The 26,585-nt window shown below is 58.6% G+C and carries 19 protein-coding genes, 1 other RNA gene and 3 pseudogenes; 12 read left to right on the forward strand and 11 right to left on the reverse strand.

Annotation, left to right across the window (positions count from 1 at the left end):
• From carB to grpE, 6 genes and pseudogenes are all read right to left on the reverse strand, one after another.
• Positions 1-2,448: carbamoyl-phosphate synthase large subunit (gene carB, locus JFT80_RS11395; protein ID WP_201147927.1), on the reverse strand; the 2,448-nt coding region annotated here is incomplete at its 3' end.
• A gap of 126 nt (positions 2,449-2,574) precedes the next feature.
• A complete protein-coding gene (gene carA, locus JFT80_RS11400) occupies positions 2,575-3,711 on the reverse strand; it encodes a glutamine-hydrolyzing carbamoyl-phosphate synthase small subunit (protein WP_201147928.1) in 1,137 nt (378 codons plus the stop codon).
• A gap of 257 nt (positions 3,712-3,968) precedes the next feature.
• The gene (dapB, locus tag JFT80_RS11405) at positions 3,969-4,775 is read right to left on the reverse strand and encodes a 4-hydroxy-tetrahydrodipicolinate reductase (RefSeq protein ID WP_201147929.1); all 807 of its coding nucleotides are present in this window, start codon (positions 4,773-4,775) and stop codon (positions 3,969-3,971) included.
• Between the two features lie 9 nt (positions 4,776-4,784).
• Positions 4,785-5,910 (reverse strand): annotated as a pseudogene (dnaJ, locus tag JFT80_RS11410) (molecular chaperone DnaJ).
• A 297-nt stretch (positions 5,911-6,207) separates the two neighbouring features.
• Positions 6,208-8,124, reverse strand: coding sequence for a molecular chaperone DnaK (gene dnaK, locus JFT80_RS11415; protein WP_201147930.1), 1,917 nt, complete (start codon positions 8,122-8,124; stop codon positions 6,208-6,210).
• Positions 8,125-8,226: 102 nt separating this feature from the next.
• On the reverse strand, positions 8,227-8,793 hold the full coding sequence (gene grpE, locus JFT80_RS11420) for a nucleotide exchange factor GrpE (RefSeq protein ID WP_201147931.1): 567 nt from the start codon (positions 8,791-8,793) through the stop codon (positions 8,227-8,229).
• 241 nt (positions 8,794-9,034) lie between these two features.
• On the opposite strand from grpE, the gene recN reads away from it, so the two are divergent.
• Positions 9,035-10,708, forward strand: a complete 1,674-nt coding sequence (gene recN, locus JFT80_RS11425; protein ID WP_201147932.1) for a DNA repair protein RecN — start codon at positions 9,035-9,037, stop codon at positions 10,706-10,708.
• Positions 10,709-10,880: 172 nt separating this feature from the next.
• Here recN and fur read toward each other — a convergent pair whose 3' ends face one another.
• Entirely contained in the window at positions 10,881-11,285 is a 405-nt protein-coding gene (fur, locus tag JFT80_RS11430; RefSeq protein ID WP_064119476.1) for a ferric iron uptake transcriptional regulator, read from the reverse strand.
• 97 nt (positions 11,286-11,382) lie between these two features.
• On the opposite strand from fur, the gene JFT80_RS11435 reads away from it, so the two are divergent.
• Positions 11,383-11,910 (forward strand): outer membrane protein assembly factor BamE, encoded by a 528-nt coding sequence (locus JFT80_RS11435; protein ID WP_201147933.1) that lies wholly within the window; start codon positions 11,383-11,385, stop codon positions 11,908-11,910.
• Positions 11,911-11,969: 59 nt separating this feature from the next.
• Here the strand turns inward: JFT80_RS11435 and JFT80_RS11440 are convergent, their stop codons facing one another.
• Genes JFT80_RS11440 through JFT80_RS11450 form a run of 3 tightly spaced genes read right to left on the reverse strand, consistent with a single transcriptional unit; the run spans position 11,970 to position 14,122 of the window.
• Positions 11,970-12,284 (reverse strand): RnfH family protein, encoded by a 315-nt coding sequence (locus tag JFT80_RS11440; RefSeq protein WP_201147934.1) that lies wholly within the window; start codon positions 12,282-12,284, stop codon positions 11,970-11,972.
• Complete coding sequence (locus tag JFT80_RS11445; protein WP_045060059.1) at positions 12,277-12,711, reverse strand: type II toxin-antitoxin system RatA family toxin; 435 nt, start codon at positions 12,709-12,711, stop codon at positions 12,277-12,279. Before JFT80_RS11445 ends, JFT80_RS11440 begins: the two co-directional genes overlap by 8 nt.
• Before the next feature lie 7 nt (positions 12,712-12,718).
• Entirely contained in the window at positions 12,719-14,122 is a 1,404-nt protein-coding gene (locus JFT80_RS11450; protein WP_201147935.1) for a sodium-dependent transporter, read from the reverse strand.
• Positions 14,123-14,241: 119 nt separating this feature from the next.
• Here JFT80_RS11450 and smpB point away from each other — a divergent pair, with 119 nt between their 5' ends.
• Positions 14,242-14,724: an SsrA-binding protein SmpB gene (gene smpB, locus JFT80_RS11455; protein ID WP_008088297.1), complete on the forward strand. Its 483-nt coding sequence runs from the start codon at positions 14,242-14,244 to the stop codon at positions 14,722-14,724.
• Positions 14,725-14,866: 142 nt separating this feature from the next.
• On the opposite strand, the gene JFT80_RS11460 is transcribed toward smpB, so the two are convergent.
• The gene (locus JFT80_RS11460; RefSeq protein WP_201147936.1) at positions 14,867-15,634 is read right to left on the reverse strand and encodes an FCD domain-containing protein; all 768 of its coding nucleotides are present in this window, start codon (positions 15,632-15,634) and stop codon (positions 14,867-14,869) included.
• A 262-nt stretch (positions 15,635-15,896) separates the two neighbouring features.
• Between JFT80_RS11460 and JFT80_RS11465 the strand changes: the two are divergent.
• The 9 genes and pseudogenes from JFT80_RS11465 to JFT80_RS11505 form a co-directional block, all read left to right on the forward strand.
• Positions 15,897-17,590 (forward strand): annotated as a pseudogene (locus JFT80_RS11465) (lactate permease LctP family transporter).
• 151 nt (positions 17,591-17,741) lie between these two features.
• Complete coding sequence (locus JFT80_RS11470) at positions 17,742-18,566, forward strand: (Fe-S)-binding protein (RefSeq protein ID WP_201147937.1); 825 nt, start codon at positions 17,742-17,744, stop codon at positions 18,564-18,566.
• On the forward strand, positions 18,563-20,017 hold the full coding sequence (locus JFT80_RS11475; protein ID WP_201147938.1) for a LutB/LldF family L-lactate oxidation iron-sulfur protein: 1,455 nt from the start codon (positions 18,563-18,565) through the stop codon (positions 20,015-20,017). Before JFT80_RS11470 ends, JFT80_RS11475 begins: the two co-directional genes overlap by 4 nt.
• Positions 20,017-20,688, forward strand: a complete 672-nt coding sequence (locus JFT80_RS11480; RefSeq protein ID WP_201147939.1) for a lactate utilization protein — start codon at positions 20,017-20,019, stop codon at positions 20,686-20,688. The genes JFT80_RS11475 and JFT80_RS11480 overlap by 1 nt, the downstream gene beginning before the upstream one ends.
• Positions 20,685-23,493: pseudogene (locus JFT80_RS11485) on the forward strand (FAD-binding and (Fe-S)-binding domain-containing protein). Before JFT80_RS11480 ends, JFT80_RS11485 begins: the two are co-directional and overlap by 4 nt.
• Before the next feature lie 126 nt (positions 23,494-23,619).
• Positions 23,620-23,901 carry a hypothetical protein gene (locus JFT80_RS11490; protein WP_122837448.1) on the forward strand — a complete coding sequence of 94 codons (282 nt, stop codon included), beginning with the start codon at positions 23,620-23,622 and terminating at the stop codon, positions 23,899-23,901.
• Between the two features lie 101 nt (positions 23,902-24,002).
• Positions 24,003-24,399, forward strand: a transfer-messenger RNA (tmRNA) gene (gene ssrA, locus JFT80_RS11495).
• Positions 24,400-24,573: 174 nt separating this feature from the next.
• Positions 24,574-25,590: a hypothetical protein gene (locus JFT80_RS11500; RefSeq protein ID WP_242482887.1), complete on the forward strand. Its 1,017-nt coding sequence runs from the start codon at positions 24,574-24,576 to the stop codon at positions 25,588-25,590.
• 43 nt (positions 25,591-25,633) lie between these two features.
• A partial coding sequence (locus tag JFT80_RS11505) for a hypothetical protein (RefSeq protein ID WP_201147940.1) occupies positions 25,634-26,585 on the forward strand: 952 nt, incomplete at its 3' end.

Here is a 26,585-nt window from a genome sequence, read left to right on the forward strand (position 1 = left end):
GGCCATTTTCTTGACCTGCTCACGCATTTCGTCCTGGATGTGTGCCGGCAGCGAGTACGGCGGCAGCGAGCACGCGGAGTCACCGGAGTGAACGCCAGCCTGTTCGATGTGCTGCATGATCGCGCCGATCACCACGTCTTTGCCGTCGCAGACCGCATCCACGTCCATTTCGATGGCGCAGTTGAGGAAGTGATCCAGCAGCACCGGGCTGTCGTTGGACACTTGAACCGCTTCACGCAGGTAGCGCTTGAGCTCTTCTTCTTCGTAAACGATTTCCATCGCACGACCGCCCAGTACGTAGGACGGACGCACCACCAGCGGGTAACCGATCTTGCTGGCAGCGCGAATGGCTTCGTCTTCGCTGCGCACGGTCGCGTTTGGCGGCTGACGCAGGTTCAGGCGCTGAACCATTTGCTGGAAACGCTCACGGTCTTCGGCACGGTCGATGGCGTCAGGGCTGGTACCGATGATCGGCACGCCAGCGGCTTCCAGAGCACGAGCCAGTTTCAGCGGGGTTTGGCCGCCGTACTGGACGATTACGCCTTTCGGCTTCTCGACGCGAACGATTTCCAGCACGTCTTCCAGGGTTACTGGTTCGAAGTACAGACGATCGGAAGTGTCGTAGTCGGTGGACACGGTTTCCGGGTTGCAGTTGACCATGATGGTCTCGTAACCGTCTTCGCGCAGCGCCAGTGCCGCGTGTACGCAGCAGTAGTCGAACTCGATGCCCTGGCCGATACGGTTTGGACCGCCGCCGAGGATCATGATCTTGTCGCGACCCGATGGAGCCGCTTCGCACTCTTCTTCGTACGTCGAGTACAGATAAGCGGTATCAGTGGCGAACTCGGCCGCGCAGGTGTCAACGCGCTTGTAGACCGGGAAAATTTCCAGCTTGTGACGATGCGTACGCAGGCTCTTCTCGGTCACACCCAGCAGCTTGGCCAGACGCTGATCGGAGAAGCCTTTGCGCTTGAGCTTGAACATCAGGTCGCGATCGATGCTGGTCAGACCCAGGGTCTTGACCTTCTCTTCGTCCTTGATCAGATCTTCGATCTGCACCAGGAACCAACGATCGATCATGTTCATGCCGAAGATGTCTTCGACCGACAGGCCGGCGCGGAAGGCATCAGCCACGTACCAGATACGCTCGGCACCCGGCACGGTCAGTTCGCGCTTGAGGACGCTCATGCTTTCCGGGTTGCTCAGGTCTACTTTCTCGTCCAGACCGCAAACGCCTACTTCCAGACCGCGCAGAGCTTTCTGCAGGGATTCCTGGAAGGTACGGCCGATGGCCATGACTTCACCGACGGATTTCATTTGCGTGGTCAGACGCGCGTCAGCCTTGGCGAATTTCTCGAAGGCGAAACGTGGCAGCTTGGTCACGACGTAGTCGATGGACGGCTCGAAGGACGCCGGGGTCTTGCCGCCGGTGATGTCGTTCGACAGTTCGTCGAGGGTGTAGCCCACTGCCAGTTTGGCGGCGACTTTGGCGATCGGGAAACCGGTGGCTTTCGAAGCCAGCGCCGAGGAACGCGATACACGCGGGTTCATTTCGATCACGACCATACGGCCAGTGTCCGGGCAGATACCGAACTGAACGTTGGAACCGCCAGTCTCCACGCCGATCTCGCGCAGTACCGCCAGGGAGGCGTTACGCAGGATCTGGTATTCCTTGTCAGTCAGGGTCTGAGCCGGGGCAACAGTGATCGAGTCACCGGTGTGCACGCCCATCGGATCGAAGTTCTCGATCGAGCAGACGATGATGCAGTTGTCCTTTTTGTCGCGGACAACTTCCATTTCATATTCTTTCCAGCCAATCAGCGATTCGTCGATCAGCAGCTCTTTGGTCGGCGACAGGTCGAGACCGCGGGCGCAGATTTCTTCGAACTCTTCACGGTTGTAGGCGATACCGCCACCAGTGCCGCCCATGGTGAAGGACGGACGGATGATGCAAGGGAAGCCAAGGGTCTCGAGGACGGCGTTGGCTTCTTCCATGCTGTGGGCGATACCGGAACGCGGGCACGCCAGGCCGATGGATTTCATCGCCTTGTCGAAACGCGAACGGTCTTCAGCCTTGTCGATGGTGTCGGCGTTGGCGCCGATCATTTCTACGCCGAACTTCTCCAGAACGCCTTCGCGCTCCAGGTCCAGGGCGCAGTTCAGAGCAGTCTGGCCACCCATGGTTGGCAGCAGCGCATCTGGACGCTCTTTCTCGATGATCTTGGCAACGGTCTGCCATTTGATCGGCTCGATGTAAGTTGCGTCGGCCATGGACGGGTCGGTCATGATGGTGGCCGGGTTGGAGTTCACCAGGATGACGCGGTAACCCTCTTCGCGCAGGGCTTTACATGCCTGGGCGCCGGAGTAGTCGAATTCGCAGGCCTGGCCGATAACGATCGGGCCAGCGCCGAGAATCAGGATGCTTTTAATGTCTGTACGTTTTGGCATGGGTTTGTCACTCAAATCCGCAGGTCAGTCGGCAAGCCGTCTTGATCGATTTCTGAAGCCTCGAAGGGGCCGCCGGTGCCGGGGCCACCCTCGAGGGGCTTCTCTCTACAGTCTCAAGGCGAACGCTTAGCGTTGCTTGGCCATCTCGTTGATGAAGCGGTCGAACAGTGGCGCAACATCGTTCGGGCCCGGGCTCGCTTCAGGGTGACCCTGGAAGCTGAACGCGCTCTTGTCGGTACGCTCGATGCCTTGCAGGGTGCCGTCGAACAGCGATTTGTGGATCGCACGAACGTTGGCAGGCAGGGTTTCTTCGTCTACCGCAAAACCGTGGTTCTGGCTGGTGATCATCACGACGCCAGTGTCCAGATCCTGTACCGGGTGGTTGGCACCGTGGTGACCGTGGCCCATTTTCAGGGTCTTGGCGCCGGAGGCCAGTGCCAACAGCTGGTGACCGAGGCAGATGCCGAATACCGGGATGTCGGTTTCCAGAACTTCCTTGATCGCCTTGATCGCGTAGTCGCATGGCTCCGGATCACCAGGGCCGTTGGACAGGAACACACCGTCCGGCTTCAGTGCCAGTACGTCGGCAGCCGGGGTTTGCGCCGGCACCACGGTAACGCGGCAGCCGCGCTCAACCAGCATGCGCAGGATATTGACCTTGACGCCGTAGTCGTAGGCAACCACGTGGTACGGCAGCTCGGAAGCATCGATGGTTGCGTGGCTGTCAGTCTTCAGATCCCAGACAGTCGAGCGCCATTCGTATTGAGCCTTGGTGCTGACGACTTTCGCCAGATCCATGCCCTTCAGGCCAGGGAAGCCTTGCGCAGCGGCAATCGCGGCTTCTTCGGAAATGTTGTCGCCGGCCATGATGCAGCCGTTCTGTGCGCCTTTTTCACGCAGGATTCGGGTCAGGCGACGGGTGTCGATACCGGCGATGGCCACAACGTTGTTGGCTTTCAGGTAATCGGACAGGGACATCGTGTTACGCCAGTTGCTCGCTACCAGCGGCAGGTCACGAATAACCAGGCCAGCGGACCATACGCGGTTGGACTCGGCGTCTTCCGGCGTGGTACCGGTGTTGCCGATGTGCGGGTAAGTCAGGGTAACGATCTGTTGGGCGTAGGAAGGATCGGTAAGGATTTCCTGATAGCCGGTCATTGCGGTGTTGAACACCACCTCACCAACGGTTTGACCGTCGGCACCAATGGCTTCGCCGCGAAAAATGCTGCCATCAGCAAGGGCAAGTATGGCTGGCTTAGTCAAGAAGACCTCCCGTAAATAACGCATGAAAGGGCGATCGCAGGTTGTAAAAAAGCGGAGTGACGTATGGACACGTCACCCCGCTTCTTCACTGAATTATTCTGCGCGCTTTTAGTGGACACACTAAAGCTGTAGCTTACAGAAAAAGGCTTTTTTGGTCCACCGCTAATGAGCCTAAAAGGCCGGAGAATGCGACAGGACGTCGCTCAGCGGAGAGAAACCAGCGCAAACAGGGCGTTTGCGCCGGATCAAGCGACAGTTTAACGCAGGTCGAGCACGTCCTGCATGTCGTAAAGGCCCGGCTCACGCCCGTCCAGCCACAATGCGGCACGCACCGCACCCTTGGCGAAGGTCATGCGGCTGGAGGCCTTGTGGGTGATCTCGACGCGCTCACCGTCGGCGGCGAACAGCACCGTGTGATCGCCAACGATGTCGCCGGCACGCACGGTGGCAAAACCGATGGTCTCGCGCTCGCGAGCGCCGGTCTGACCCTCACGACCGTACACCGCCACCTTCTTCAGATCACGGCCGAGGGCATCGGCAATCACCTCGCCCATGCGCACGGCAGTGCCTGACGGCGCATCGACTTTATGCCGATGGTGAGCCTCGGTGATTTCGATATCGACGTCATCACCCAGCACCCGCGCCGCCGTATCGAGCAGTTTCAGGCACAGGTTAACGCCGACGCTGAAGTTGGCAGCGAAGACAATTGGAATGTCCTTGCCCGCCTCGGCCAGCAGCTGCTTCTCTTCGACACTGAAACCCGTTGTGCCGATGACCATGGCCTTGCCCGCCTTGCGGCAGAACGCCAGATTTTTCAGCATCACTTCCGGAAGGGTGAAATCGATCAGTACGTCGAACTCGTCGGCCACCCGAGCCAGGTCACCGCACAGCGGCACGCCGATACGCCCCAGCGAAGCCAGCTCACCGGCATCGACGCCAATCAGCGTGCTGCCGGGGCGAACGATCGCAGCAGTCAGACCGGTCAGTGGCGCGCGCTGCTGCACGGCCTCGACCAGAATTTTGCCCATGCGCCCGGCGGCGCCCATCACAGCTATACGTCGCATGCCGACTCCTTACAGATCGCCGAAGAAACGCTTCACACCGTCGAACCAACCGGTGGTTTTCGGCGAGTGGCTGTTGTCATCCGCCAGCGAGCCGCGGAACTCTTCCAGCAATTCACGCTGACGACGATTCAGATTGACCGGCGTCTCGACCGCTACGCGGCACATCAAATCGCCCGCACCGCCACCACGTACTGGCGCAACGCCTTTACCACGGACACGGAATTGCTTACCGGTCTGAGTGCCTTCGGGGATTTTCAGTTTGACGCGACCGTCGAGGGTCGGAATTTCCAGCTCGCCGCCAAGTGCCGCATCGACGAAGCTGATCGGCACTTCGCAGAACAAGTGCTTGCCATCGCGCTGGAAAATATCGTGTTCACGAACGTTGATGACCACGTACAGGTCACCCGTTGGCCCGCCCTGCGTGCCCGCTTCGCCTTCACCGGACAGACGAATGCGGTCGCCGGTATCGACGCCGGCCGGCACTTTAACCGACAGGGTTTTGTACTCTTCCACACGACCGTCACCGTGGCAGGAATCACACGGATCGGAAATGATCTTGCCCTGGCCATGGCAACGCGGGCAGGTCTGCTGTACCGAGAAGAAGCCTTGCTGCATGCGAATCCTGGCCGATGCCGCCACAGGTCGGGCAGGTCGATGGCGACGAGCCTTTCTTCGCGCCAGAACCATCGCACGGCTTGCAATTGACCAGCGTCGGAACGCGGATATTCACCGACGTACCGCGCACCGCTTCTTCCAGGTTCAGCTCCAGGGTGTAGCGCAAATCGCTGCCACGCTGAGCGCCGCCACGGGAACCGCCGCGACCACCACCGAAGAAATCACTGAAGACATCGCCAAAGATGTCAGAGAAGTTCTGACCGCCGAAACCGGCACCGCCGCCACCCATGCTTGGATCGACACCGGCATGACCGTACTGATCGTAGGCCGCACGCTTGCTGGAATCGGACAGCACTTCGTAGGCCTCGTTGGCCTCTTTGAACAGCTCTTCCGACGCTTTATCATCGGGATTACGGTCCGGGTGATGCTTCATTGCCAGGCGGCGGTAGGCCTTTTTCAGGTCCGCATCGCTTGAGCCACGCTCAACACCCAACACTTCGTAATAGTCACGCTTTGCCATAAGTCTTCTGCACTCTTGAGGACGTCGGGCAAACCCCTCCTGAGGATCGCCAAACTCGCTGAGCCCCAATACAGGCCCGGACCCAACTCACGTCAATTCAACGATCCTGGTCTTTGATTCATGCGGTACTTGCGGCGCGAAAAGCAGGAGCATTTTCGGCCATACCACCAGCATCCGAGCGTTGTCGCATGCTGTAAAAATTCGCGTATTCCAGATACGCCAACGCGGGAGCTAGCTCCCGCGCGGCGACATCCTACCAGTCACCGCCCAAAGGCAGTCAACCGGCCGACCAACAACTTACTTGTGGTCTTTAACTTCTTCGAACTCGGCATCGACAACATCGTCAGCCTTTTCAGCTTTCTCGTCGTGCGGTGCCGCGCCTTCAGCAGGCTGAGCCTGTTCGGCGTACATCTTCTGAGCAACCGGAGCAGAGACTTTCGACAGCTCTTCAACCTTGGCTTCGATGGCAGCCTTGTCGTCGCCTTTGACAGCGGCTTCCAGGGCAACCACGGCAGCTTCGATTGCGACCTTTTCTTCAGCGGTCACTTTGTCGCCAGCATCAGCGATCATCTTGCGAGTCGAGTGAACAAGTGCGTCACCCTGATTGCGAGCGCCGGCCAGTTCTTCGAACTTGCGGTCTTCTTCAGCGTTCACTTCAGCATCACGAACCATTTGCTGAATTTCTTCGTCGGACAGACCGGAGTTGGCCTTGATCACGATCGACTGAGTCTTGCCGGTAGCCTTGTCCTTCGCACCAACGTGCAGGATGCCGTTGGCGTCGATGTCGAAGGTCACTTCGATCTGTGGCACACCACGTGGAGCAGGTGGAATGTCGGCCAGGTCGAACTTGCCCAGGGACTTGTTCTGTGTGGCTTGCTTACGCTCGCCCTGCAGAACGTGAATGGTCACAGCGCCCTGGTTGTCATCGGCAGTCGAGAACACTTGCGATTTCTTGGTAGGAATCGTGGTGTTTTTCTCGATCAGCGCGGTCATCACGCCACCCATGGTTTCGATACCCAGGGTCAGCGGGCTGACGTCGAGCAGCAGCACGTCTTTCACGTCACCGGCCAGAACAGCGCCCTGAATCGCAGCACCCATGGCAACAGCTTCGTCCGGGTTAACGTCCTTACGCGCTTCTTTACCGAAGAAATCGGTCACCAGCTTTTGCACCAGCGGCATACGCGTCTGACCACCGACCAGGATTACGTCGTTGATCGCGCCAACGTCCAGACCCGCGTCTTTCATGGCGATGCGGCAAGGTTCGATGGTGCGCTGAACCAGGTCTTCAACCAGTGCTTCGAGCTTGGCACGCGAAATCTTCACGTTCAGGTGCTTAGGACCGGTCGCATCTGCAGTGATGTACGGCAGGTTGACGTCGGTCGACTGAGCGGACGACAGCTCGATCTTGGCTTTCTCAGCGGCTTCTTTCAGGCGCTGCATGGCCAGCGGGTCACCTTTGAGGTTCATGCCGCTTTCTTTCTTGAATTCGTCGACGAGGTAGTCGATCAGACGAATGTCAAAGTCTTCACCGCCCAGGAACGTGTCACCGTTGGTGGCCAACACTTCGAACTGGTGCTCGCCGTCAACTTCAGCGATCTCGATCACGGAGACGTCGAAAGTACCGCCACCCAGGTCATAAACGATCACGGTGTGATCGCCCTTGGCCTTGTCCATACCGTAAGCCAGAGCGGCTGCGGTTGGTTCGTTGATGATACGTTTTACGTCCAGACCGGCAATGCGACCGGCATCTTTGGTCGCCTGACGCTGGCTGTCGTTGAAGTAGGCCGGAACGGTGATCACCGCTTCGGTCACTGGCTCGCCGAGGTAGTCTTCGGCGGTCTTCTTCATTTTCTTCAGAATTTCGGCCGAGATTTGTGGCGGTGCCATTTTCTGGCCGTTCACTTCAACCCAAGCGTCGCCGTTGTCGGCCTTGGCGATCTTGTAAGGCACCATCTGGATGTCTTTTTGCACAACTTCTTCGTCGAAACGACGACCGATCAGACGCTTTACTGCGTACAGAGTGTTGTGCGGGTTGGTCACAGCCTGACGCTTGGCCGACTGACCTACCAGGATTTCGCCATCGTTGGCGTAAGCGATGATCGACGGCGTGGTACGCGCGCCTTCAGCGTTTTCAATAACTTTTGCTTTGCCGTTTTCCAGCACGGAGACGCAGGAGTTGGTAGTCCCCAGGTCGATACCGATAATTTTGCCCATGTTAACTCTCCCGAAACTTTGGATTTGGATGCCGCAGCAGTGGTGGCTGACTGCGGTAGCACTTAAACGCTTGACTTCTAAATGGGGGCCTTGCGACTAATTTCAAGCCTTCTCGTCAATCGAAGGCGAAATTGGCGCTGGCGCCTTGCTGACCACAACCATGGCCGGGCGCAACAGGCGACCGTTGAGCTGGTAGCCCTTCTGAAACACCTTCAGAACGCTGTTCGGTTCCACGTCGGCGCTTTCCTGCATGGCCATCGCCTGATGGAGAACGGCGTTGAACGGTTCGCCATGCGGATCGATGGCTTCAAGCTGATAACGCTTGAGGGTGTCGTGGAACATTTTCAGCGTCAGCTCGATGCCTTCACGCATCGGACGGATGCTTTCGTCGTCCGGGTTCGACAGCTCGAGGCCGCGCTCCAGGCTGTCGACGATCGGCAACAGATCGCTGGCGAATTTCTCCAGCGCAAATTTGTGCGCCTTTTCGACGTCCTGTTCGGCACGGCGGCGGACGTTCTGCAGATCGGCAGCTACACGCAGAGACTGATCCTGCGCTGCGGCCAATTGCTCTTCGAGCACTTGTACACGGGTCGCCAGGTCGTCACCCGAACCCTCGGGCGCCTGATTGGCTTCTGGGTTTTGCTTATCTACTGTCTGTTCGTCAGCCATAGAATTCTCCTTTCAATATCGTCCGCGAGTTCGACTCACGCTTCTGCCCCGATATATGGGGCCGCAAAATCAGGCTTCAAGGGCCTTCACGCATTTAACCCTACAAAAAAGTGCTGATTTTTCATTCCTCGATGCGCTAAGCATTCAGATCAATCAAGCAAATCGAGCTAAGCGAGGGCATTGTCAGCTCGAAACAAAACACTGTATAAATAACCAGACCTAAAGCCTGGGAGCGGCCTTTATGCTGGTGCACCTGTCCGTACACAACTACGCCATCGTTGAACATCTCGATCTTGAACTCGATCGCGGGATGAGCGTGATCACAGGGGAAACCGGCGCCGGCAAGTCGATCATGCTTGACGCACTGGGCCTGACCCTCGGCGATCGCGCCGACAGCGGCGTGGTTCGCCCTGGGGCCGACAAGGCCGATATTCTGGCGACCTTCGACCTGGTCGACATTCCCGAAGCCCACGCCTGGCTAGCCGAGCGCGATCTGGACATCGACGGCCCCTGCATCCTGCGCCGGGTCATCACTTCGGAAGGACGCTCGCGCGGCTATATCAACGGCACGCCCTGCCCGCTTGGCGACCTCAAGTCCCTCGGCGAACTGCTGATCGACATCCACAGCCAGCACGAACACCAGTCCCTGCTGAAAACCGACACCCACCGCCGCCTGCTGGACGAGTATGCCGGCGCAACCGACCTGGCCCGCCATGTTCAACTGGCCGCCCAGCGCTGGCGCCAGACCCGCCACGAACTGGACCGCCTCTCCAACTCCGGCGACGAACAGCGTGCCCGCCATCAACTGCTCAGCTACCAGCTCGAAGAACTGGAAAACCTGGGCCTTGGCGAAAACGAGCTGGAACAGCTGGAGCAGGAGCACAAGAACCTGACCAATGCCGAGACACTGCTGGGCATTTGCCGCCAAGTGGTCGAGCAATGCAGCGAAAGTGATTCGGGAAATGTCTTGAACGCCCTGACGGCCAGCCTCAATCGCCTGTCGAGCGTGAACAACTCCATCGGCGCCCTGGGCGAAGCCAGCAGCCTGCTGACCAGCGCACAGATCCAGGTCGAGGAAGCCGTCGGTGAACTCAATCGCTTCCTCGACAACTTCGATGCCGATCCGGCGCGCCTGCAATATCTGGAGGAGCGCCTCGACGCCATATACACGCTGGCGCGCAAACACCGGATCCAACCGACCGAGGTCGGGGAAATGCAGCAGAAACTGCTGGATGAAATCGAAACCCTCAATGCCAACGATGAATCCATCGAGCGGCTGGGTGAAGAGCTGGCATCCTTTGCCCGTCACTATCAGGAAAAGGCTCGGGAACTGAGTGATCTGCGCCATCAGGCGGCGGGCAGCCTTGCCAGCGCGGTGGAACAGGAGATCCAGCGCCTGGGCATGCCCGGTGGTCGTTTCACTATTGAGCTGCGCGCCAACAGCAGTGATGAACTGCTGCCTAACGGGCTGGAGCAGGTTGAATTGCTGGTCAGCGCCAACCCCGGCCAACCGCTCAAAGCCCTGGCGAAAGTGGCGTCGGGTGGTGAACTGTCACGGATCAGCCTCGCGATTCAGGTCATCACCGCCCAAACATCCCGCGTACCGACTCTGGTATTCGACGAAGTGGACGTCGGCATTGGTGGCCCGACAGCCGAAATTGTCGGTCAATTGTTGCGCCGGCTCGGCGAACGCGGCCAGGTACTGACCGTGACTCACTTGCCGCAAGTGGCGGCACAGGGTCACCAGCATTTGTTCGTACACAAGGTACGTGGCGAGCAAGCAACGCACACCGCCGTGTCCAAACTGAGCAAGAACGATCGCATAGAAGAAGTGGCGCGCATGCTCGGCGGCATCGATCTGACCAAGGAATCCTTGGCTCACGCGAAAAAAATGGTCGTTACCGCCAAAGTTTAAGCCCCCTCGTAGGAGCTGCCGCAGGCTGCGATCTTTTGATCTTGATCTTGATCGCAGCCTGCAGCAGCTCCTACAGGAACCGTTTGCAAACCCATACAAGCAGCACAAAGCACGAAGGCGACCCTTGGGTCGCCTTCGTTCGTTTCGCGAACCTGAAATTCGCGCGACATGCTTACTTTTTCTTGCGTACGTACAGCACCAGGTTGTGATCTACCAACTCGACACCGTGCTCCTCGGCAATTGCCTTCTGGAGTTTTTCGATTTCGATGCTGACGAATTCGACGACTTCACCGGTTTCCACGTTGACCATATGGTCGTGGTGGCCACCGTCGGCCAGTTCGAATACCGCGTGGCCGCCGTCGAAGTTGTGACGGACCACCAGGCCAGCCGCTTCGAACTGGGTCAGAACACGGTAGACCGTGGCCAGACCGACGTCCTCACCAGCTTCCATCAACGCCTTGTAGACGTCCTCGGCACTCATGTGACGCTGCTCGGTAGAGTCGAGCATTTGCAGGATCTTGACCCGTGGCAGGGTCACTTTGAGGCCGGCTTTGCGTAGTTCGCTATTTTCAACCATGGTTAGCTTTCTCGCGATGCTGCTTCGCAGCTTCTCTTAATGCGGGTATGATCGGCGTTTACGTTGTCCCAGCCAAGATAGTGGAAGTCGCCCACCGATGCAAAACACCAAGCTCTTGCTAACCAGTTTCACCTTTGTGGGACTGCTCGCACTCGCCGGTTGTTCATTCCCCGGGGTTTACAAAATCGACATCCAGCAGGGCAATGTCGTCACGCAGGACATGATAGACCAGTTACGCCCGGGAATGACCCGGCCGCAAGTACGGTTTATCATGGGCAACCCTCTGCTTGTCGACACGTTCCATGCCGATCGCTGGGATTATCTGTACAGCCTGCAACCGGGTGGCGGTGAACGCCAACAGGAACGCGTCAGCGTTAATTTCAACTCAAACGACCAGCTTGTCAGCCTGTCCGGTGACTTCATGCCGGGCGTAAGCCGTGACGAAGCCATTCTCGGTAAGGACAGTGGCACTAGCGTGACCGCTCCTGCTGAAAACGCCGAGAAGCCAAAACCGGAAAAACCGGTCAAGCCAGGTTCCTTGCTGGATCAGATCCAGAAGGATGTCGATGGTGTGGAAACCGTTCCGGTTCCAACGCCAGAGCCGCTGGATACCTCGCCGCAATAATTCGCGACGCAATAAAAAACCCGGAAATACCGGGTTTTTTATTGCCTGCCGTTCAGCTATTACTGATTTCGCGCCCTGGCTTCAGCCGCTTTTGCTGCGCGCAGCCGCCGAACCTCCTTGGGGTCCGCCAGCAATGGCCGGTAAATCTCGATCCGGTCACCGGCCTGGGCCAGCCGGCTTTGCGGATCGGCCACCACCTTGCCGAAGATCCCAAGCGGGCACTCGTCAAGATTAAGCTCGGGAAACGTCTCGCCAACCCCGGAGCGCCGCACAACCTCGCGCACGGTCAGCCCCGGTGGCACGCTCACCGCCAACAACAGCTGGCGATCAATGGCGGCGTACACCACCTCAACGTCGATCATGACCTCAACCATGCATTTGCTTGGCACGCTGGCAGAACGCATCCACCAGGGTATTGGCGGCCTGGTTGAACAGCGGCCCCAGGGTCGCGCGAACGATCGGGCCCGCATAATCAAACGACAGATCGAGGCTGATCTTGCAGGCCTTCTCGCCCAACGCCTTGAACACCCAGACGCCATGCAGCTGATTGAACGGACCTTCTTCCAGGTTCATCTCGATAGACTGGCCGGGCACCAGCGTATTGCGCGTCACGAAATGCTGGCTGAGGCCACCCTTCGCCACGCCGACACTGGCGCGCATATGCTCGGCAGAACTCTCCAGGACCTCGGCAGACGAACACCAGGGCAGGAATTCCGGATAGCGCGCCACGTCGTTCACCAGGTCATACAGCGCTTGCGCCGGATACGGCAGCAGGGCCGAACGTTGAATATGTGTCGTCATGTCAGCGTCACTTCCACAGCTGGGCGGCAAACACTACAAGAATGCCGATGGGCGCCACATAGCGCATCAAGAACAAAGACAAGGCAAACAGTGCCGGATTACGAATCGACAACTCGTCACGCACCGCTTCACGCCCCATCACCCATCCGGCAAACAGCACGAAACACAGGCCACCGAGCGGCAACATGATCCGCGAAGTGAAGAAATCGATCACGCCAAAGAAGTCCAGACCGCTCTTCGCTCCCCATTGGTAGAGGTGGAACATCCCGCCTTCGTTCACGAAAAATTTGGCTTCCTTCCAGATATTGAAGGAAAACACGGTCCCCAAACCGACGAACCAGCAAGTGAACGCCAACCAGAACGTCACCCAGGCGCGGCTGACCTTGGTGCGTTCAACCAGGTAGGCCACCATCGGTTCGAGCAGGGAAATCGCCGAACTCCAGGCCGCAACGGCCACCAGCACGAAGAACACTACGCCCATCAGTTGGCCGAAGGCTACGTTACCGAAGGCGAAAGGCAGGCTGACAAACATCAGCCCTGGACCTTCGCTCGGGTTCAGGCCCGCCGCGAACACGATCGGGAACAGGGCCAGTCCGGCGACCAGGGACACGAAGGTATCCAGCAGCGCCACGCCGACAACCGTGCCGGAAATCGACGAATCCTTCGGCATGTAGGCACCGTAGATCATGATCGAACCAACGCCGACACTGAGGGAGAAGAACGCATGGCCCATGGCGGGCAGCAGGCCATCAAGGACTTTTTCCGGATGGAAGTCGAACATGAAATGCACGCCTTCCATGAAATGCCCGGTGGTCATGCTGTAACCCAGCAGCACCAGAATCATCACGAACAGCAACGGCATCATGATGCGCAGGCTGCGTTCAAGGCCGGCAACCACGCCTTTGGCGATCACAAACGCCGACAACAGCATAAAAATCGTGTGCCAAAGTGTCAGACGCCACGGATTGGAGATGACATTACCGAAATAGGCACCGACCTGATCGGCCGTGACGCCCTGAAAATCACCACGCCCCATATCAATGATGTAATCCAGCGACCAACCGCCGACCACACTATAGAAAGACAGAATCAGCAATGCCGTGATCATCCCGGCAAACGCACCCCACGACCACTTGGCCGAGTGCCCCGCCTCGATCGCCAGCACCTTCAAAGCGTTGGCCGGACTCTGCCGGGCGCGCCGGCCTATCAGGGTTTCAGCCAGCATGACCGGAATGCCGATCAGTGCGATACACGCCAGAAACATCAGTACAAACGCACCGCCGCCGTAGACCCCGACCATGTAGGGGAACTTCCAGATACTACCCAGCCCCACGGCCGAACCGGTCGCGGCGAATATGAAAACCCAGCGGCTAGCCCAACTGCCGTGGACAGAAACCTTGTCTGTCGACATCGTTTATCACGCCCAAGCGTTAGAAAAAGAGGCCGCATTGTCCGGGATTCACTCAACCTGCTCAAGCACGCAGCATCACCGTAGCCGACAGCGGAACAACTCCATATAATGCCGCCCCTATGGCTAAACAGAAGAAACACCCAACAGGGACCATCGCGCAGAATAAAAAGGCGCGACACGATTACTTCATCGAGCATAAGTTCGAGGCTGGTCTGGTCCTGGCCGGCTGGGAAGTAAAAAGTCTGCGGGCAAGCAAGCTACAGCTGGTTGACAGCTACGTACTGCTCAAGGATGGCGAAGCATGGCTACTGGGTAGCCACATCACGCCTCTGATGACCGCAAGCACCCACGTCATTGCCGACCCGGTGCGTACCCGTAAATTGCTGCTCAACCGCCGCGAGCTGGAAAAGCTTGCAGCGATGGTGCAGCAAAAGGGTTACGCCTGCGTCTGCTTGTCCTGGTACTGGAGCAAGCACATGGTCAAGTGCGAGATCGCTCTGGGCAAGGGCAAGAAGGAATACGACAAGCGTGACACCGAGCGTGAACGCGATGCCGGACGTGAGCTGCAACGCGCTGTGCGCAACAAGGGCAAGGAAGATTAATTTCTTCTGCCTGAAATGCAGCGCCTGCGAAAGATCGCAGCCTGCGGCAGCTCCTACAGTTTTGTGCGAGCCCGATGAATCGGGTTGAAACAAATCCATGTAGGAGCTGCCGAAGGCTGCGATCTTTAGCACTCAAAACCGTTTACATTCCTTTGCGCCGCTCCGCCCGAGCCACGCGCTGCACTTCCTGACGCACCTCCTCCAGCACCTCCTGCACATACAGGATATGCCTGCTGGACACCTCTCGCGCCTGCTCGGCACGCCCCTCGATAATCGCCAGGTACAGCTCCCGGTGCTGAGTGATCAGCATGTCGCGGGTTTCCGTGCGCTGCTTGTACATCCCGCCGATGTTAGTCACGACATTGCGCTTGAGCAGATCAAACAGCCCGCGAATCGTGTGCAACAACACGGCGTTATGACTGGCCTCGGCAATCGCCAGATGGAATTTCGCGTCCGCCGCGCCCTCCTCCGCGCGACTCACTTCATCATGCCGCGAATAGCAATCCTGCAGCTCTTCGAACGCGGCGGTGAGCCGCTCGCGATCTACGTCGGTCGCGCGTAATGCCGCGTAATAGGCGCACGATGCCTCCAAAGTGTGCCGAAACTCCAGCAAGTCCCGTTGCGCCTCAGGGTTGCTTTCAAGCAATTGCAGCAATGGATCGCTGAACGTCGAGCCCAGGCTTTCCACCACGTAGTTGCCACCGCCCTGACGACTGACCAGCAAGCCTTTGGCTGCCAGTTTCTGAATTGCCTCGCGCAACGACGGGCGTGATACGCCGAACTGCTCGGCCAGCGCGCGCTCCGCCGGAAGCCGCTCACCGGACTTCAGTGTGCCCTCAAGGATCATCCCCTCGAGTCGCTCGACAATATCGTCAGACAAACGGCGCTGACGTATCTGATCAAACCCCATAACTCATTTCTCCACGAGCCCGACCGCTCGCCGGGCTCTCTATTCTGGCCTATCGGCGCCTTGCCGACACCTACCAGACACCACTTCGCAAAACCGGATCAGTTGCCTTCTGCACCGCTGATTCGACAAAAGTTTCAGAGCGACAAATTGACACACCGACATCAAGGCTTTTACCCTAGCCAACAGCGATTGTAAATTGGTATTACCAATTATCCAAGAACGCTGACAGTGCCTGACCAACAACAATTAGGGGCCACCCCATATGCAAACCTGGCAACAGCTCTACAGCCCGCTCGGCAGTCTCGGCGTCTCCGCACTCGCGGCCGTCATTCCCATCGTGTTCTTTTTTCTCGCGCTGGCGGTGTTCCGCCTCAAAGGGCACGTGGCCGGCAGTATCACGCTGGCGTTGTCCATCGCCGTCGCCATCTTCGCTTTCCAGATGCCCGTCGACATGGCGTTCGCCGCCGCAGGCTATGGCTTCGCCTACGGCCTGTGGCCGATTGCGTGGATCATTGTCGCCGCTGTGTTCCTCTACAAACTGACGGTCAAAAGTGGTCAATTCGAGGTCATCCGCAGTTCGGTGTTATCGATTACTGACGACCAGCGCCTGCAAGTGCTGCTGATCGGTTTCTGCTTCGGTGCGTTCCTGGAAGGTGCTGCCGGTTTCGGCGCGCCGGTCGCGATTACCGCCGCATTGCTGGTAGGACTCGGCTTCAACCCACTATACGCCGCCGGCCTGTGCCTGATCGCCAACACCGCACCGGTGGCGTTCGGCGCTTTGGGGATTCCGATCATCGTCGCCGGCCAAGTCACCGGCATCGACGCATTCAAGATCGGCGCCATGACCGGTCGCCAACTGCCACTGCTGTCGCTGTTCGTGCCGTTCTGGCTGATATTCATGATGGACGGCCTGCGCGGCGTTCGTGAAACCTGGCCGGCTGCACTGGTTGCAGGCCTGAGCTTCGCCATCACTCAATACTTCACCTCGAACTTCATCGGCCCGGAACTGCCGGACATCACCTCGGCGCTGGCCAGCCTGATTTCGCTGACCTTGTTCCTGAAAATCTGGCAGCCGAAACGCGCCGCCGGCCACACATCGCCGGTGCCGTCTCGGCCTCAGTGGTGACCGCCAGCGCTGGCGGTTTCGGTCAACCGCGCACCAGCGTGGCATCCCCTTACAGCCTGTTCGAAATCATCAAAGCCTGGTCGCCGTTCCTGATTCTCACCGTGCTGGTCACCATCTGGACCCTGAAACCATTCAAGGCAATGTTCGCCGCTGGCGGCTCGATGTACAGCTGGGTGTTCAACTTCGCGATCCCGCACCTTGATCAATTGGTCATCAAGACGGCACCGATCGTCGCCGCTCCGACTGCGATTCCAGCCGTGTTCAAGCTCGACCCGATTTCCGCGACCGGCACAGCGATTTTCTTCTCCGCGCTGATCTCGATGCTGGTGCTGAAGATCAATTTAAAAATTGGTCTTACCACTTTGAAAGAAACCTTTTACGAACTGCGCTGGCCTATTCTGTCAATCGGCATGGTGTTGGCCTTCGCCTTCGTCACCAACTATTCCGGCATGTCATCAACCCTGGCACTGGTGCTGGCAGGAACCGGCGCAGCGTTCCCGTTCTTCTCGCCATTCCTCGGCTGGCTCGGCGTGTTCCTCACCGGTTCCGATACCTCGTCCAACGCCCTGTTCAGTTCGCTGCAAGCGACCACTGCGCACCAGATTGGCGTTAACGACACTCTGCTGGTGGCGGCGAATACCAGCGGTGGCGTGACCGGCAAAATGATTTCGCCACAATCGATCGCTGTGGCCTGTGCAGCAACCGGTCTGGTCGGCAAGGAATCCGATCTGTTCCGCTTCACCCTCAAGCACAGCCTATTCTTTGCAACGATTGTCGGCCTGATCACCTTGGCTCAGGCCTACTGGTTCACCGGCATGCTGGTGCACTAAGACCTAGAAGCAGCATCGATAAAACCGACGCTGGTTCGTGATTCCGGCGTCAGCAATTCACAACCCGGTCTGTAAGGCTGCTGAAAGCAACGTTCTCTATATTCAGCAGCCTCAACGGACGGATAACCGGGCCCACCCGGAGACACGCCTGATGAGCGAGCTTTTTTACAACGCTGTGCCGAACGCGACCCGCGTTGCACCGCCACTGCCCGAACCTCGGCAATACCCTAGCGAGAAACCGTCGCGGGTCTACCTGTTCGGGACCTGTGTGGTCGACCTGTTCTATCCCGAAGCCGGGATGGACGCGATCCACCTGCTGGAGCGCGAAGGGATTCAGGTCGAATACCCGCAGGGGCAGAGCTGCTGCGGACAACCGGCCTACACCTCGGGTTACACCGAGCAGGCAAGGACCGTCGCGCGCTCGCAACTGGCGCTGTTTGCCGGGGATTATCCGGTGGTGGTGCCGTCGGGTTCCTGCGCGGGCATGCTGCGCGAACATTACGCCGACTTGTTCAAGGACGAGCCGCAGACGTTGAAAGAGGTTCAGGCCCTCGCGGCCCGTACCTACGAATTGGCCGAATTTCTGCTGTTCGTCTGCAAGGTGCAGCTCAAGGACAGCGGCGAACCGGTCAAAGTCGCGCTGCATACTTCGTGTTCAGCGCGCCGCGAAATGAATACCCACCTGCACGGCCGTGAGTTGTTGGCCCAGTTGAGCAACGTTGAGCGGGTCAATCACGACCACGAAAGCGAATGCTGTGGCTTTGGTGGGACATTCAGCGTCCGTATTCCAGACATTTCCGGCGCGATGGTGGCTGACAAGACCCGGGCGCTGAAGGAATCCGGCGCGCACAAGGTACTGAGTGCCGACTGCGGCTGTTTGATGAACATCAACGGCGCATTGGAGAAACAAAAAGAAGCGCTACGCGGGCAACATCTCGCCAGCTTCTTGTGGCAGCGAACCGGGGGTGCGAAATGAGCACCTCGACGATTATTCCTACGGTCGCCGTAGAAGAAGACTTCCGCACTCGGGCCCACAACGCTCTAGGTGATCAGCAGCTACGGAACAACTTCCGCACGGCGATGGATTCACTGATGACCAAGCGGGCAGCGGCTTTCAGCGATGCCCACGAAAGAGAACACTTGCGTGCCCTGGGCAACTCGATCAGGGCGCGTGCGCTCTCCAAGTTGCCCGACCTGCTCGAGCAACTGGAAACAAACCTGACCCGCAACGGTGTGACAGTGCACTGGGCGGAAACGGTGGACGAGGCCAATGGCATCGTCTTGTCGATCATCCGCGCTCACGAGGCGCGGCAAGTGATCAAGGGCAAATCGATGGTCAGCGAAGAGATGGAGATGAACCATTTCCTTGCTGATCGGGGCATTGAATGTCTTGAGTCCGACATGGGGGAATACATCGTCCAGCTCGACCACGAGAAGCCTTCACACATCATTATGCCGGCGATCCACAAGAATGCCGGTCAGGTCGCGTCCTTGTTCCACGACAAACTTGGCGTGGAATACACCAAGGACGTTGACCAACTCATTCAAATCGGTCGCAAGGTTTTGCGGCAGAAATTCTTCGAAGCGGACATCGGCGTCTCCGGCGTCAACTTCGCCGTGGCCGAAACCGGCACGCTGCTGCTGGTGGAAAACGAAGGCAACGGCCGCATGACCACCACCGTCCCGCCGGTGCACATTGCCGTCACCGGCATCGAAAAAGTGGTGGAAAACCTGCGCGACGTGGTGCCGCTGCTGTCGCTGCTGACCCGTTCCGCCCTCGGCCAGCCGATCACCACCTACGTCAACATGATCTCCGGCCCGCGCAAGGAACACGAGCTCGACGGCCCGCAGGAAGTGCATCTGGTGCTGCTCGACAACGGCCGCAGCCAGGCGTTTGCCGACAGTGAATTGCGCCAGACCCTGAACTGCATCCGCTGCGGCGCGTGCATGAATCATTGCCCGGTGTATACCCGCGTCGGAGGCCACGCCTATGGCGAGGTGTATCCGGGGCCGATCGGCAAAATCATCACACCGCACATGGTCGGCCTGGCGAAAGTCCCCGACCATCCGAGTGCCTCGTCATTGTGCGGCGCCTGCGGTGAAGTGTGCCCGGTAAAAATTCCTATACCGGCCATCCTGCGACGCCTGCGCGAAGAAAACGTCAAAGCACCGGACAGCCCCCATCAAGTGATGCGCGGCCAGGGCAGCAAATATTCGCGCAAGGAACGTTTGATCTGGAACGCCTGGGCGACACTCAACAGCTCACCGACGCTGTATCGATTGTTCGGCTTCTTCGCTACACGCTTGCGTGCCTTGACCCCGAGCAAAATCGGCCCTTGGACGCAAAACCACAGCGCGCCGAAACCTGCCGCCCGCTCACTGCACGACATGGCCCGCGAACATCTGGCCAAACAGGGAGATCGCTGATGAGTGCCAAGCAAAATATCCTCGGCAAACTGCGCAAAAGTCTGACGGGCGCCACACCGATCGCTGACAACTTCGATGTCGATCTGGTGACCCAGCCTTACACCTACAACGCCGAACAACGCATCCCGCAATTGCGCAAACTGATGGAAGCGGTGCACACCGAAATCCACCTGACGAGTGATGAACAGTGGCCGTCACTGCTCGCGCAACTGGTCAAGGATCGCCAGCTACCCAGCTTGCTGATCGCCCCGACCACTGCACACGGCCAACGCGTCACTCAGCACTGGGCCAACAATCCCGATCTGCCGACGCTGAAATCCTACGACCGCCCGATGGAAGAATGGAAAGCCGAGCTGTTCGACGACACCCCGGCCAGCCTCACCGGCACGCTTGGCGCCATCGCCGCCACCGGCAGCCTGATTCTCTGGCCAACACGCGAAGAACCGCGCTTGATGAGCCTGGTGCCGCCGGTGCATTTCGCCCTGCTCAAGGCCAGCGAAATACGCGACAACTTTTATCAGGTGCAACAGGAATTCAACTGGGCTCAGGGCATGCCGACCAACGCGTTGCTGGTGTCCGGCCCGTCGAAAACTGCTGACATTGAACAAGTGCTGGCTTACGGCGCACACGGCCCGAAAGATCTCGTGGTCTTGATCCTGGAGGACCAATGACGCTTCCGGTTAATTTCCTGCGTGACGCGCAGCAACTTATTCCAGCGGATCGCCGCTTCGATGATGCGCTGTCGACTCTGGCCTTCGGCACCGACGCCAGTTTTTATCGGCTGATCCCCAAACTGGTGATCCGCGTTGAATCGGAAGATGAAGTCGTGGCGCTGCTGAAACTGGCCCAGCGCGATCACGTTCCGGTGACCTTCCGCGCCGCCGGCACCAGTCTTTCCGGGCAGGCAATCAGCGATTCTGTGTTGATTATGCTTGGGGATAACTGGAACGCTCGTGAAATCCGCGACCAAGGCATGCAAATCCGTTTGCAACCGGGCGTGATCGGCGCACAGGCCAACGCATGGCTGGCGCCGTTCGGGCGCAAGATCGGCCCGGACCCGGCGTCGATCAACGCCTGCAAAATCGGCGGCATCGTCGCCAATAACGCGAGTGGCATGTGCTGCGGTACTGCGCAAAATACCTATCACACACTGGCCGGGATTCGCCTGGTACTGGCTGACGGCACGCGACTGGACACTGAAGACGCTGACAGTGTTGCGGCATTCCACGCAAGCCATGGCGAACTGCTCGAGCGCTTGGCGACATTGGGTCGCGAGACCCGCGCCAATGCCGAACTCGCTGCCCGAATCCGCCACAAATATCGTCTGAAAAATACCACCGGCCTGTCGCTCAACGCCTTGGTGGATTTTGATGAGCCTGTGGATATCTTGAGCCACTTGCTGGTCGGTTCAGAAGGCACTCTCGGTTTCATCAGTGCGGTGACTTACGACACCGTCATCGATCACCCGAACAAGGCCTCGGCGCTGATCGTGTTCCCGGATGTGGAAACCTGCTGCAACGCGGTGACCGTGCTGAAAAGCCAACCGGTATCAGCGCTGGAGCTGCTTGATCGACGCAGCCTGCGTTCGGTACAGGACAAACCGGGCATGCCCGCTTTCGTACAACAGCTGTCGGATAATTCCTGCGCGCTGCTGATCGAATCCCGCGCGGCTTCTTCCACTTTGCTGCAGGAACAACTAGCGCAGATCATGGCGTCGCTCAGTGGATTCCCGGTTGAAAAACAGGTCGATTTCACCGAAGACCCAACCGAGAACGCCAAGCTCTGGGCTATCCGCAAGGACACCTTCCCCGCCGTCGGCGCGGTGCGCAAAACCGGCACCACGGTGATCATCGAAGATGTGACCTTCCCGGTCGAACAGTTGGCCATCGGGGTGAACCGCTTGATCGAGCTGTTCGACAAACACTCCTACGACGAAGCGATCCTTTTCGGACACGCGCTGGAAGGCAATCTGCACTTCGTCTTCACCCAAGGCTTCAACAGCCCGGAAGAAGTCGCACGCTATCAGGCGTTCATGGACGACGTCGCGCAATTGGTAGCGGTGGAGTTCGGCGGTTCACTGAAAGCCGAGCACGGCACCGGCCGCAACATGGCGCCCTTCGTTGAACTGGAATGGGGCAGCGATGCCTACCAGTTGATGTGGCAGCTCAAGCGCCTGCTCGACCCCGCCGGCATCCTCAACCCGGACGTGGTACTCAGCGAAGACCCGCAGATCCATCTCAAGCACCTCAAGCCCCTGCCCGCCGCCGACGAGATTGTGGACAAGTGCATCGAGTGCGGCTTTTGCGAACCCGTGTGCCCGTCCAAGGGCCTGACCCTCAGCCCGCGCCAGCGCATCGTGATCTGGCGCGATATCCAGGCGAAAAACGCGCCGGCGTCGACACCACAGAGCTCGAAGCCGCTTACGAATACCAGGGCATCGACACCTGCGCCGCCACCGGTCTGTGCGCACAGCGCTGCCCGGTAGGCATCAATACCGGCGATCTGGTGAAAAAGCTGCGTAGCCGCAAAGCAACCAGTCAGAAAACCGCCGACTGGCTGGAAGGCAATTTCGCCACCGCCCTGCAAGGCGCGCGCTTCACCCTGCACGTGGCCAACGGCGCCCGGATGCTCCTGGGCGCGCCGCGACTGGCGAAGGTGTCTGCGGCACTCAGCAAATTATCCAAAGGCCAGGTCCCGCAGTGGACCAACGCCATGCCCCAGCCGGAAAAAGCCATTCGCTTCAGCCCGCCCTCTCGGACGACCGCCCCCGGGTGGTCTATCTGGCCGCCTGCGTGTCGCGCGTCATGGGCCCGGCAGCCGGTGATAACGAGCAAATGTCGCTGTACGAAAAAACCCGCGGCCTGCTGGAAAAAGCCGGCTATCAGGTGGTCTTTCCAGACAACCTGGACAGCCTCTGCTGTGGGCAACCTTTCGCTTCCAAGGGCTACGCCGAGCAGGCCGAACACAAGCGCCAGGAACTCATCGGCGCACTGTTGCACGCCAGCCGCGGCGGGTTAGACCCGATCTACTGCGACACCAGCCCCTGCACCTTGCGCCTGGTCCAGGACCTGGGCGAAGTGCGCCTGGACCTGTACGACCCGGTTCGATTCATCCGCACCCACCTGATGGATCGCCTCGACTTCACCCCGCAGCAAGCGCCCATCGCCGTCCACGTCACCTGCAGCACCCAGCACCTGGGCGAGAGCCAGGCGCTGATAGACCTGGCGCGCAAATGCAGCACCAACGTGGTCATTCCGGAAGGCATTCACTGCTGCGGTTTTGCCGGCGACAAGGGCTTCACCACCCCGGAACTGAACGCGCACTCGCTGCGCTCGCTCAAGGACGCCGTGCAGCACTGCAGCGAAGGCATATCCACCAGCCGCACCTGTGAAATCGGCCTCAGCCAGCACGGCGGAATCGACTACCACGGGCTGGTCTACCTCGTGGACCGCGTCACCCGAGCGCGAGCGACCTGAAGAAAAATAGAACCCTTGCGCCTGGCTGTAGTCAACCAAGTAACCCGGCCCTGCCGGGTTTTACCCAAACTCGGCAGCCCGTCCTGACGCCGGCCAAGCCCGGCGCCTCAGTTCAAGGAGATACACATGAAACGTTCTGTACTGTTAGGTCTGTTCGTTACTGCTTCCATGATGGCCTCCACCTCTTTCGCCGCCACTGAAGACCTGTGCGCAGTGAACCTGCAGACCATCGCCAATGCCAAGTCGCAGATCCAGGCGCCGGAAATCCAGACCCGTGTCGAGGCCAGCGTCCAGCAAGCCAAGGCGCACCAGGCCATGAACACCAAGGAAGGCACCGAGAAGTGCATCGCTGAGACCACCCAGACGATCCAGGACATCCAGAACGCCAGCAGCGGCACCAATAAATGACTCCCTGCCCGGAAGGTGAACCTTCGGGTTGGCCTTCCACCACGGTTTGACGTACACTGCGCAGGCTTGTTGCTCAAACAGATGTACTGAGCAATGAGTTCGGGGCCGTTTAGGATTCGACGCCGGTTGCGAAACTTTAGGTGCATGCCGACTTGGTAACAGAAGTCGTAAATCCACTGTTGCAACTACTTATAGTTGCCAATGACGAAAACTACGGCCAGGAATTCGCTCTCGCTGCGTAAGCAGCCTTAGCCCTGAGCTTCTGGTACCTTCGGGTCCAGCAATCACCAGGGGATGTCTGTAAACCCAAAGTGATTGTCATATAGAACAGAATCGCCGTGCAGTACGTTGTGGACGAATCGGCTAAAACTTACACAACTCGCCCAAAGCACCCTGCCCTTCGGGTCGCTGAGGGTTAACTTAATAGAAACGGCTACGCATGTAGTACCGACAGCGGAGTACTGGCGGACGGGGGTTCAAATCCCCCCGGCTCCACCAAATCAACGAAAAAAGACGATCTAAGGACGTCTTTTTTTGTGCCTGGGATTCAGTGCACGATGTACTTCAGAACGGCATGCCGATTGCTGTAACAGCTCCACGGGAAGTAAAGTTCCGCCACAGTCTTCCGGCAGCAATGCGGAGGGCATCACAACTGGCTACGGACGACCGAATATGAGCAAATCCCCCTTTCTCAGATACAAGGACGTGCTCGTCAAAGACCACAGTGCCTCAGCCAAATGTTTACGCGCGATCGTACTGTCGATGCGCGGTCCTCACAGGTATTCCGTGGTCGCAGATGATCTCGCACAGCTGAGCCCTGAACATTTCGACGCGGCGCAAGCCTTGTTGAGCGTTTTCAAGCAAGGGCTGGACGAAGATCTGCAGGCCAGGGATGTGATCCGAGAAGTTGAAGAGCGCTGGCCGGATTTCAGGGAGGTGCCTTATGGGCTGTACCCGTTCCCTGACCCCGAGACAGTTTTCGTGGCCGATCAGGCTGATCTCCTCGAGCACTTGCAACCGTTTTTTGGCATTGACCTCAGTGTGGTCAACCCCGAGTGGTCCGGGTATCTGACCATGCTGGGGCCGCTGGAGCCGACCGAGCATTCGTTCGTGGGCCAGGCGACTGAAGATACCCCGTGGCATTCCATTCTTTTGCATACCAACTGGATCGGTTTCAAGGTCGAGGAAGGGCGGTACAGGCTGATGGGGGACCCGCGTTATTTCTTCCTCCATGAAGGTAACGAGCAACTGGGCGACCCTTATGAAGACGCGCGCGCGAATGTGCTGGCGCATTATGCAGATCAGAAAAGCGCCTATGAGTCGGTCAGGAAGCTTTACCACGAATCCGGGCGCCTGTTCCACCCGGCACAGTTGGCGGAGCGGGTACCTCTGTACGACGTTGAGCGGATGACGTTTATCGAGCAGATTGGCGGTGCGGCGGACTACTCAAAATTCCCGAATTCCAGCCTGTCGCTTGCTTATGAGCGAAGCAAGAAGAATGGAATTACAGCGGGTTACCCGGTCAGTCCGGCTGGCCACCCGTTTCATCACGTGGCCAGCGTGCCCGCGCATCATTACCAGAGTTCGGGGGCAGATCTGATCATGATGTTCTATGAGCCGGTGGAGCAGTTGGTGCTGTTTACGTTTTATTGGGAGCCCGGCGAGGACGAAGGGTGTGTAGGGCACTAGCGGTCATATCGACAAAGGCTGGTATCATGGCATAGAGCCACTTTTGTCTAACAAGGATGTTGCGTTGAAGTACCTGTTCGATCTGTTCAAGACCTATGCCGCCACGGTGTTGCAAATCACCATCTCCGTTGGTGTCATCGTGGTGTTTGCCTACTGGGCGTTCATCATCAATTTCTTCCCGGCCGGCATAACCTTGAGCGAAAGCCTGCTGTTCGTCTTTGCCGCGTTGATGTTCGGTTTTTTCTACAGCCTCTGGTATTTGCTGGCAGTGGGGGCTCTGCATGGGCTGTTTCATTGGCGCTCGGCCCAGATCAAGTTCGATGGAGGACTGTTCCTCGTCGGTATCGTGGCGGCTGGCCTCTTGGGTGCTGCGGCCTGGGCCTCTGAGAGTCTGGAGGTACTGGCACCGATACCGGGCGCGATGATCCTGCTGATGATTCCCTGGTACTGGAAACCACTGCCTCTTTACACCCCAGCGGCCCAAGTGCAGAAACGGCAACGCGACAGGATCCTGGTGACCCTGACGGCACTCATTGTGCCGATGCTGTTTGTGCCTGACCTGACAGCAAACATCGTCGCCAACTCCATGCAACGCCTCGGGTTCCGGCAGATGGATGTATCAGTCAGCCTGGATGCCGCCAACCAGAAAATCATCAAGGGTGTGGTCGATGAATTCGACCTCAGACTGCACAGTTGCGGCAATAGCAAGACGCCTGAACAGATAGTGCACCACGTCAATGTGCTCTGGCATGGCCTGGGCGAACGAACGTTGATCGAACTGCCCTTTCTCACCGACAGCAGCAGCGGCTCGCCGTATCAGGTCGAATTGAACAGATCTGGCGTGAATCTCGTACGGCGCCCGGGTAACGAAGCCGGCATTGCGCTGTGCTTTTCCCTCGGCAATGATTTGCTGTTCGACACCTATGCTTCCACCCTGACCGATGAAGGCACTGCGGCTCTCACCGCGTTTGCAACCCAGGTGAAAACCTATCTGA

Origin of the sequence: Pseudomonas sp. TH10 (assembly GCF_016651255.1) — a bacterium.
GTDB lineage: Bacteria > Pseudomonadota > Gammaproteobacteria > Pseudomonadales > Pseudomonadaceae > Aquipseudomonas.

What these genes read in the sequence shown, in the direction of transcription:
- dapB (WP_201147929.1), bottom strand. Translation starts at nt 4,775, where the DNA reads ATGCGACGTATAGCTGTGATGGGCGCCGCCGGGCGCATGGGCAAAATT.
- dnaK (WP_201147930.1), bottom strand. Translation starts at nt 8,124, where the DNA reads ATGGGCAAAATTATCGGTATCGACCTGGGGACTACCAACTCCTGCGTC.
- grpE (WP_201147931.1), bottom strand. Translation starts at nt 8,793, where the DNA reads ATGGCTGACGAACAGACAGTAGATAAGCAAAACCCAGAAGCCAATCAG.
- recN (WP_201147932.1), top strand. Translation starts at nt 9,035, where the DNA reads ATGCTGGTGCACCTGTCCGTACACAACTACGCCATCGTTGAACATCTC.
- fur (WP_064119476.1), bottom strand. Translation starts at nt 11,285, where the DNA reads ATGGTTGAAAATAGCGAACTACGCAAAGCCGGCCTCAAAGTGACCCTG.
- JFT80_RS11435 (WP_201147933.1), top strand. Translation starts at nt 11,383, where the DNA reads ATGCAAAACACCAAGCTCTTGCTAACCAGTTTCACCTTTGTGGGACTG.
- JFT80_RS11440 (WP_201147934.1), bottom strand. Translation starts at nt 12,284, where the DNA reads ATGGTTGAGGTCATGATCGACGTTGAGGTGGTGTACGCCGCCATTGAT.
- JFT80_RS11445 (WP_045060059.1), bottom strand. Translation starts at nt 12,711, where the DNA reads ATGACGACACATATTCAACGTTCGGCCCTGCTGCCGTATCCGGCGCAA.
- JFT80_RS11450 (WP_201147935.1), bottom strand. Translation starts at nt 14,122, where the DNA reads ATGTCGACAGACAAGGTTTCTGTCCACGGCAGTTGGGCTAGCCGCTGG.
- smpB (WP_008088297.1), top strand. Translation starts at nt 14,242, where the DNA reads ATGGCTAAACAGAAGAAACACCCAACAGGGACCATCGCGCAGAATAAA.
- JFT80_RS11460 (WP_201147936.1), bottom strand. Translation starts at nt 15,634, where the DNA reads ATGGGGTTTGATCAGATACGTCAGCGCCGTTTGTCTGACGATATTGTC.
- JFT80_RS11470 (WP_201147937.1), top strand. Translation starts at nt 17,742, where the DNA reads ATGAGCGAGCTTTTTTACAACGCTGTGCCGAACGCGACCCGCGTTGCA.
- JFT80_RS11475 (WP_201147938.1), top strand. Translation starts at nt 18,563, where the DNA reads ATGAGCACCTCGACGATTATTCCTACGGTCGCCGTAGAAGAAGACTTC.
- JFT80_RS11480 (WP_201147939.1), top strand. Translation starts at nt 20,017, where the DNA reads ATGAGTGCCAAGCAAAATATCCTCGGCAAACTGCGCAAAAGTCTGACG.
- JFT80_RS11490 (WP_122837448.1), top strand. Translation starts at nt 23,620, where the DNA reads ATGAAACGTTCTGTACTGTTAGGTCTGTTCGTTACTGCTTCCATGATG.
- JFT80_RS11500 (WP_242482887.1), top strand. Translation starts at nt 24,574, where the DNA reads ATGAGCAAATCCCCCTTTCTCAGATACAAGGACGTGCTCGTCAAAGAC.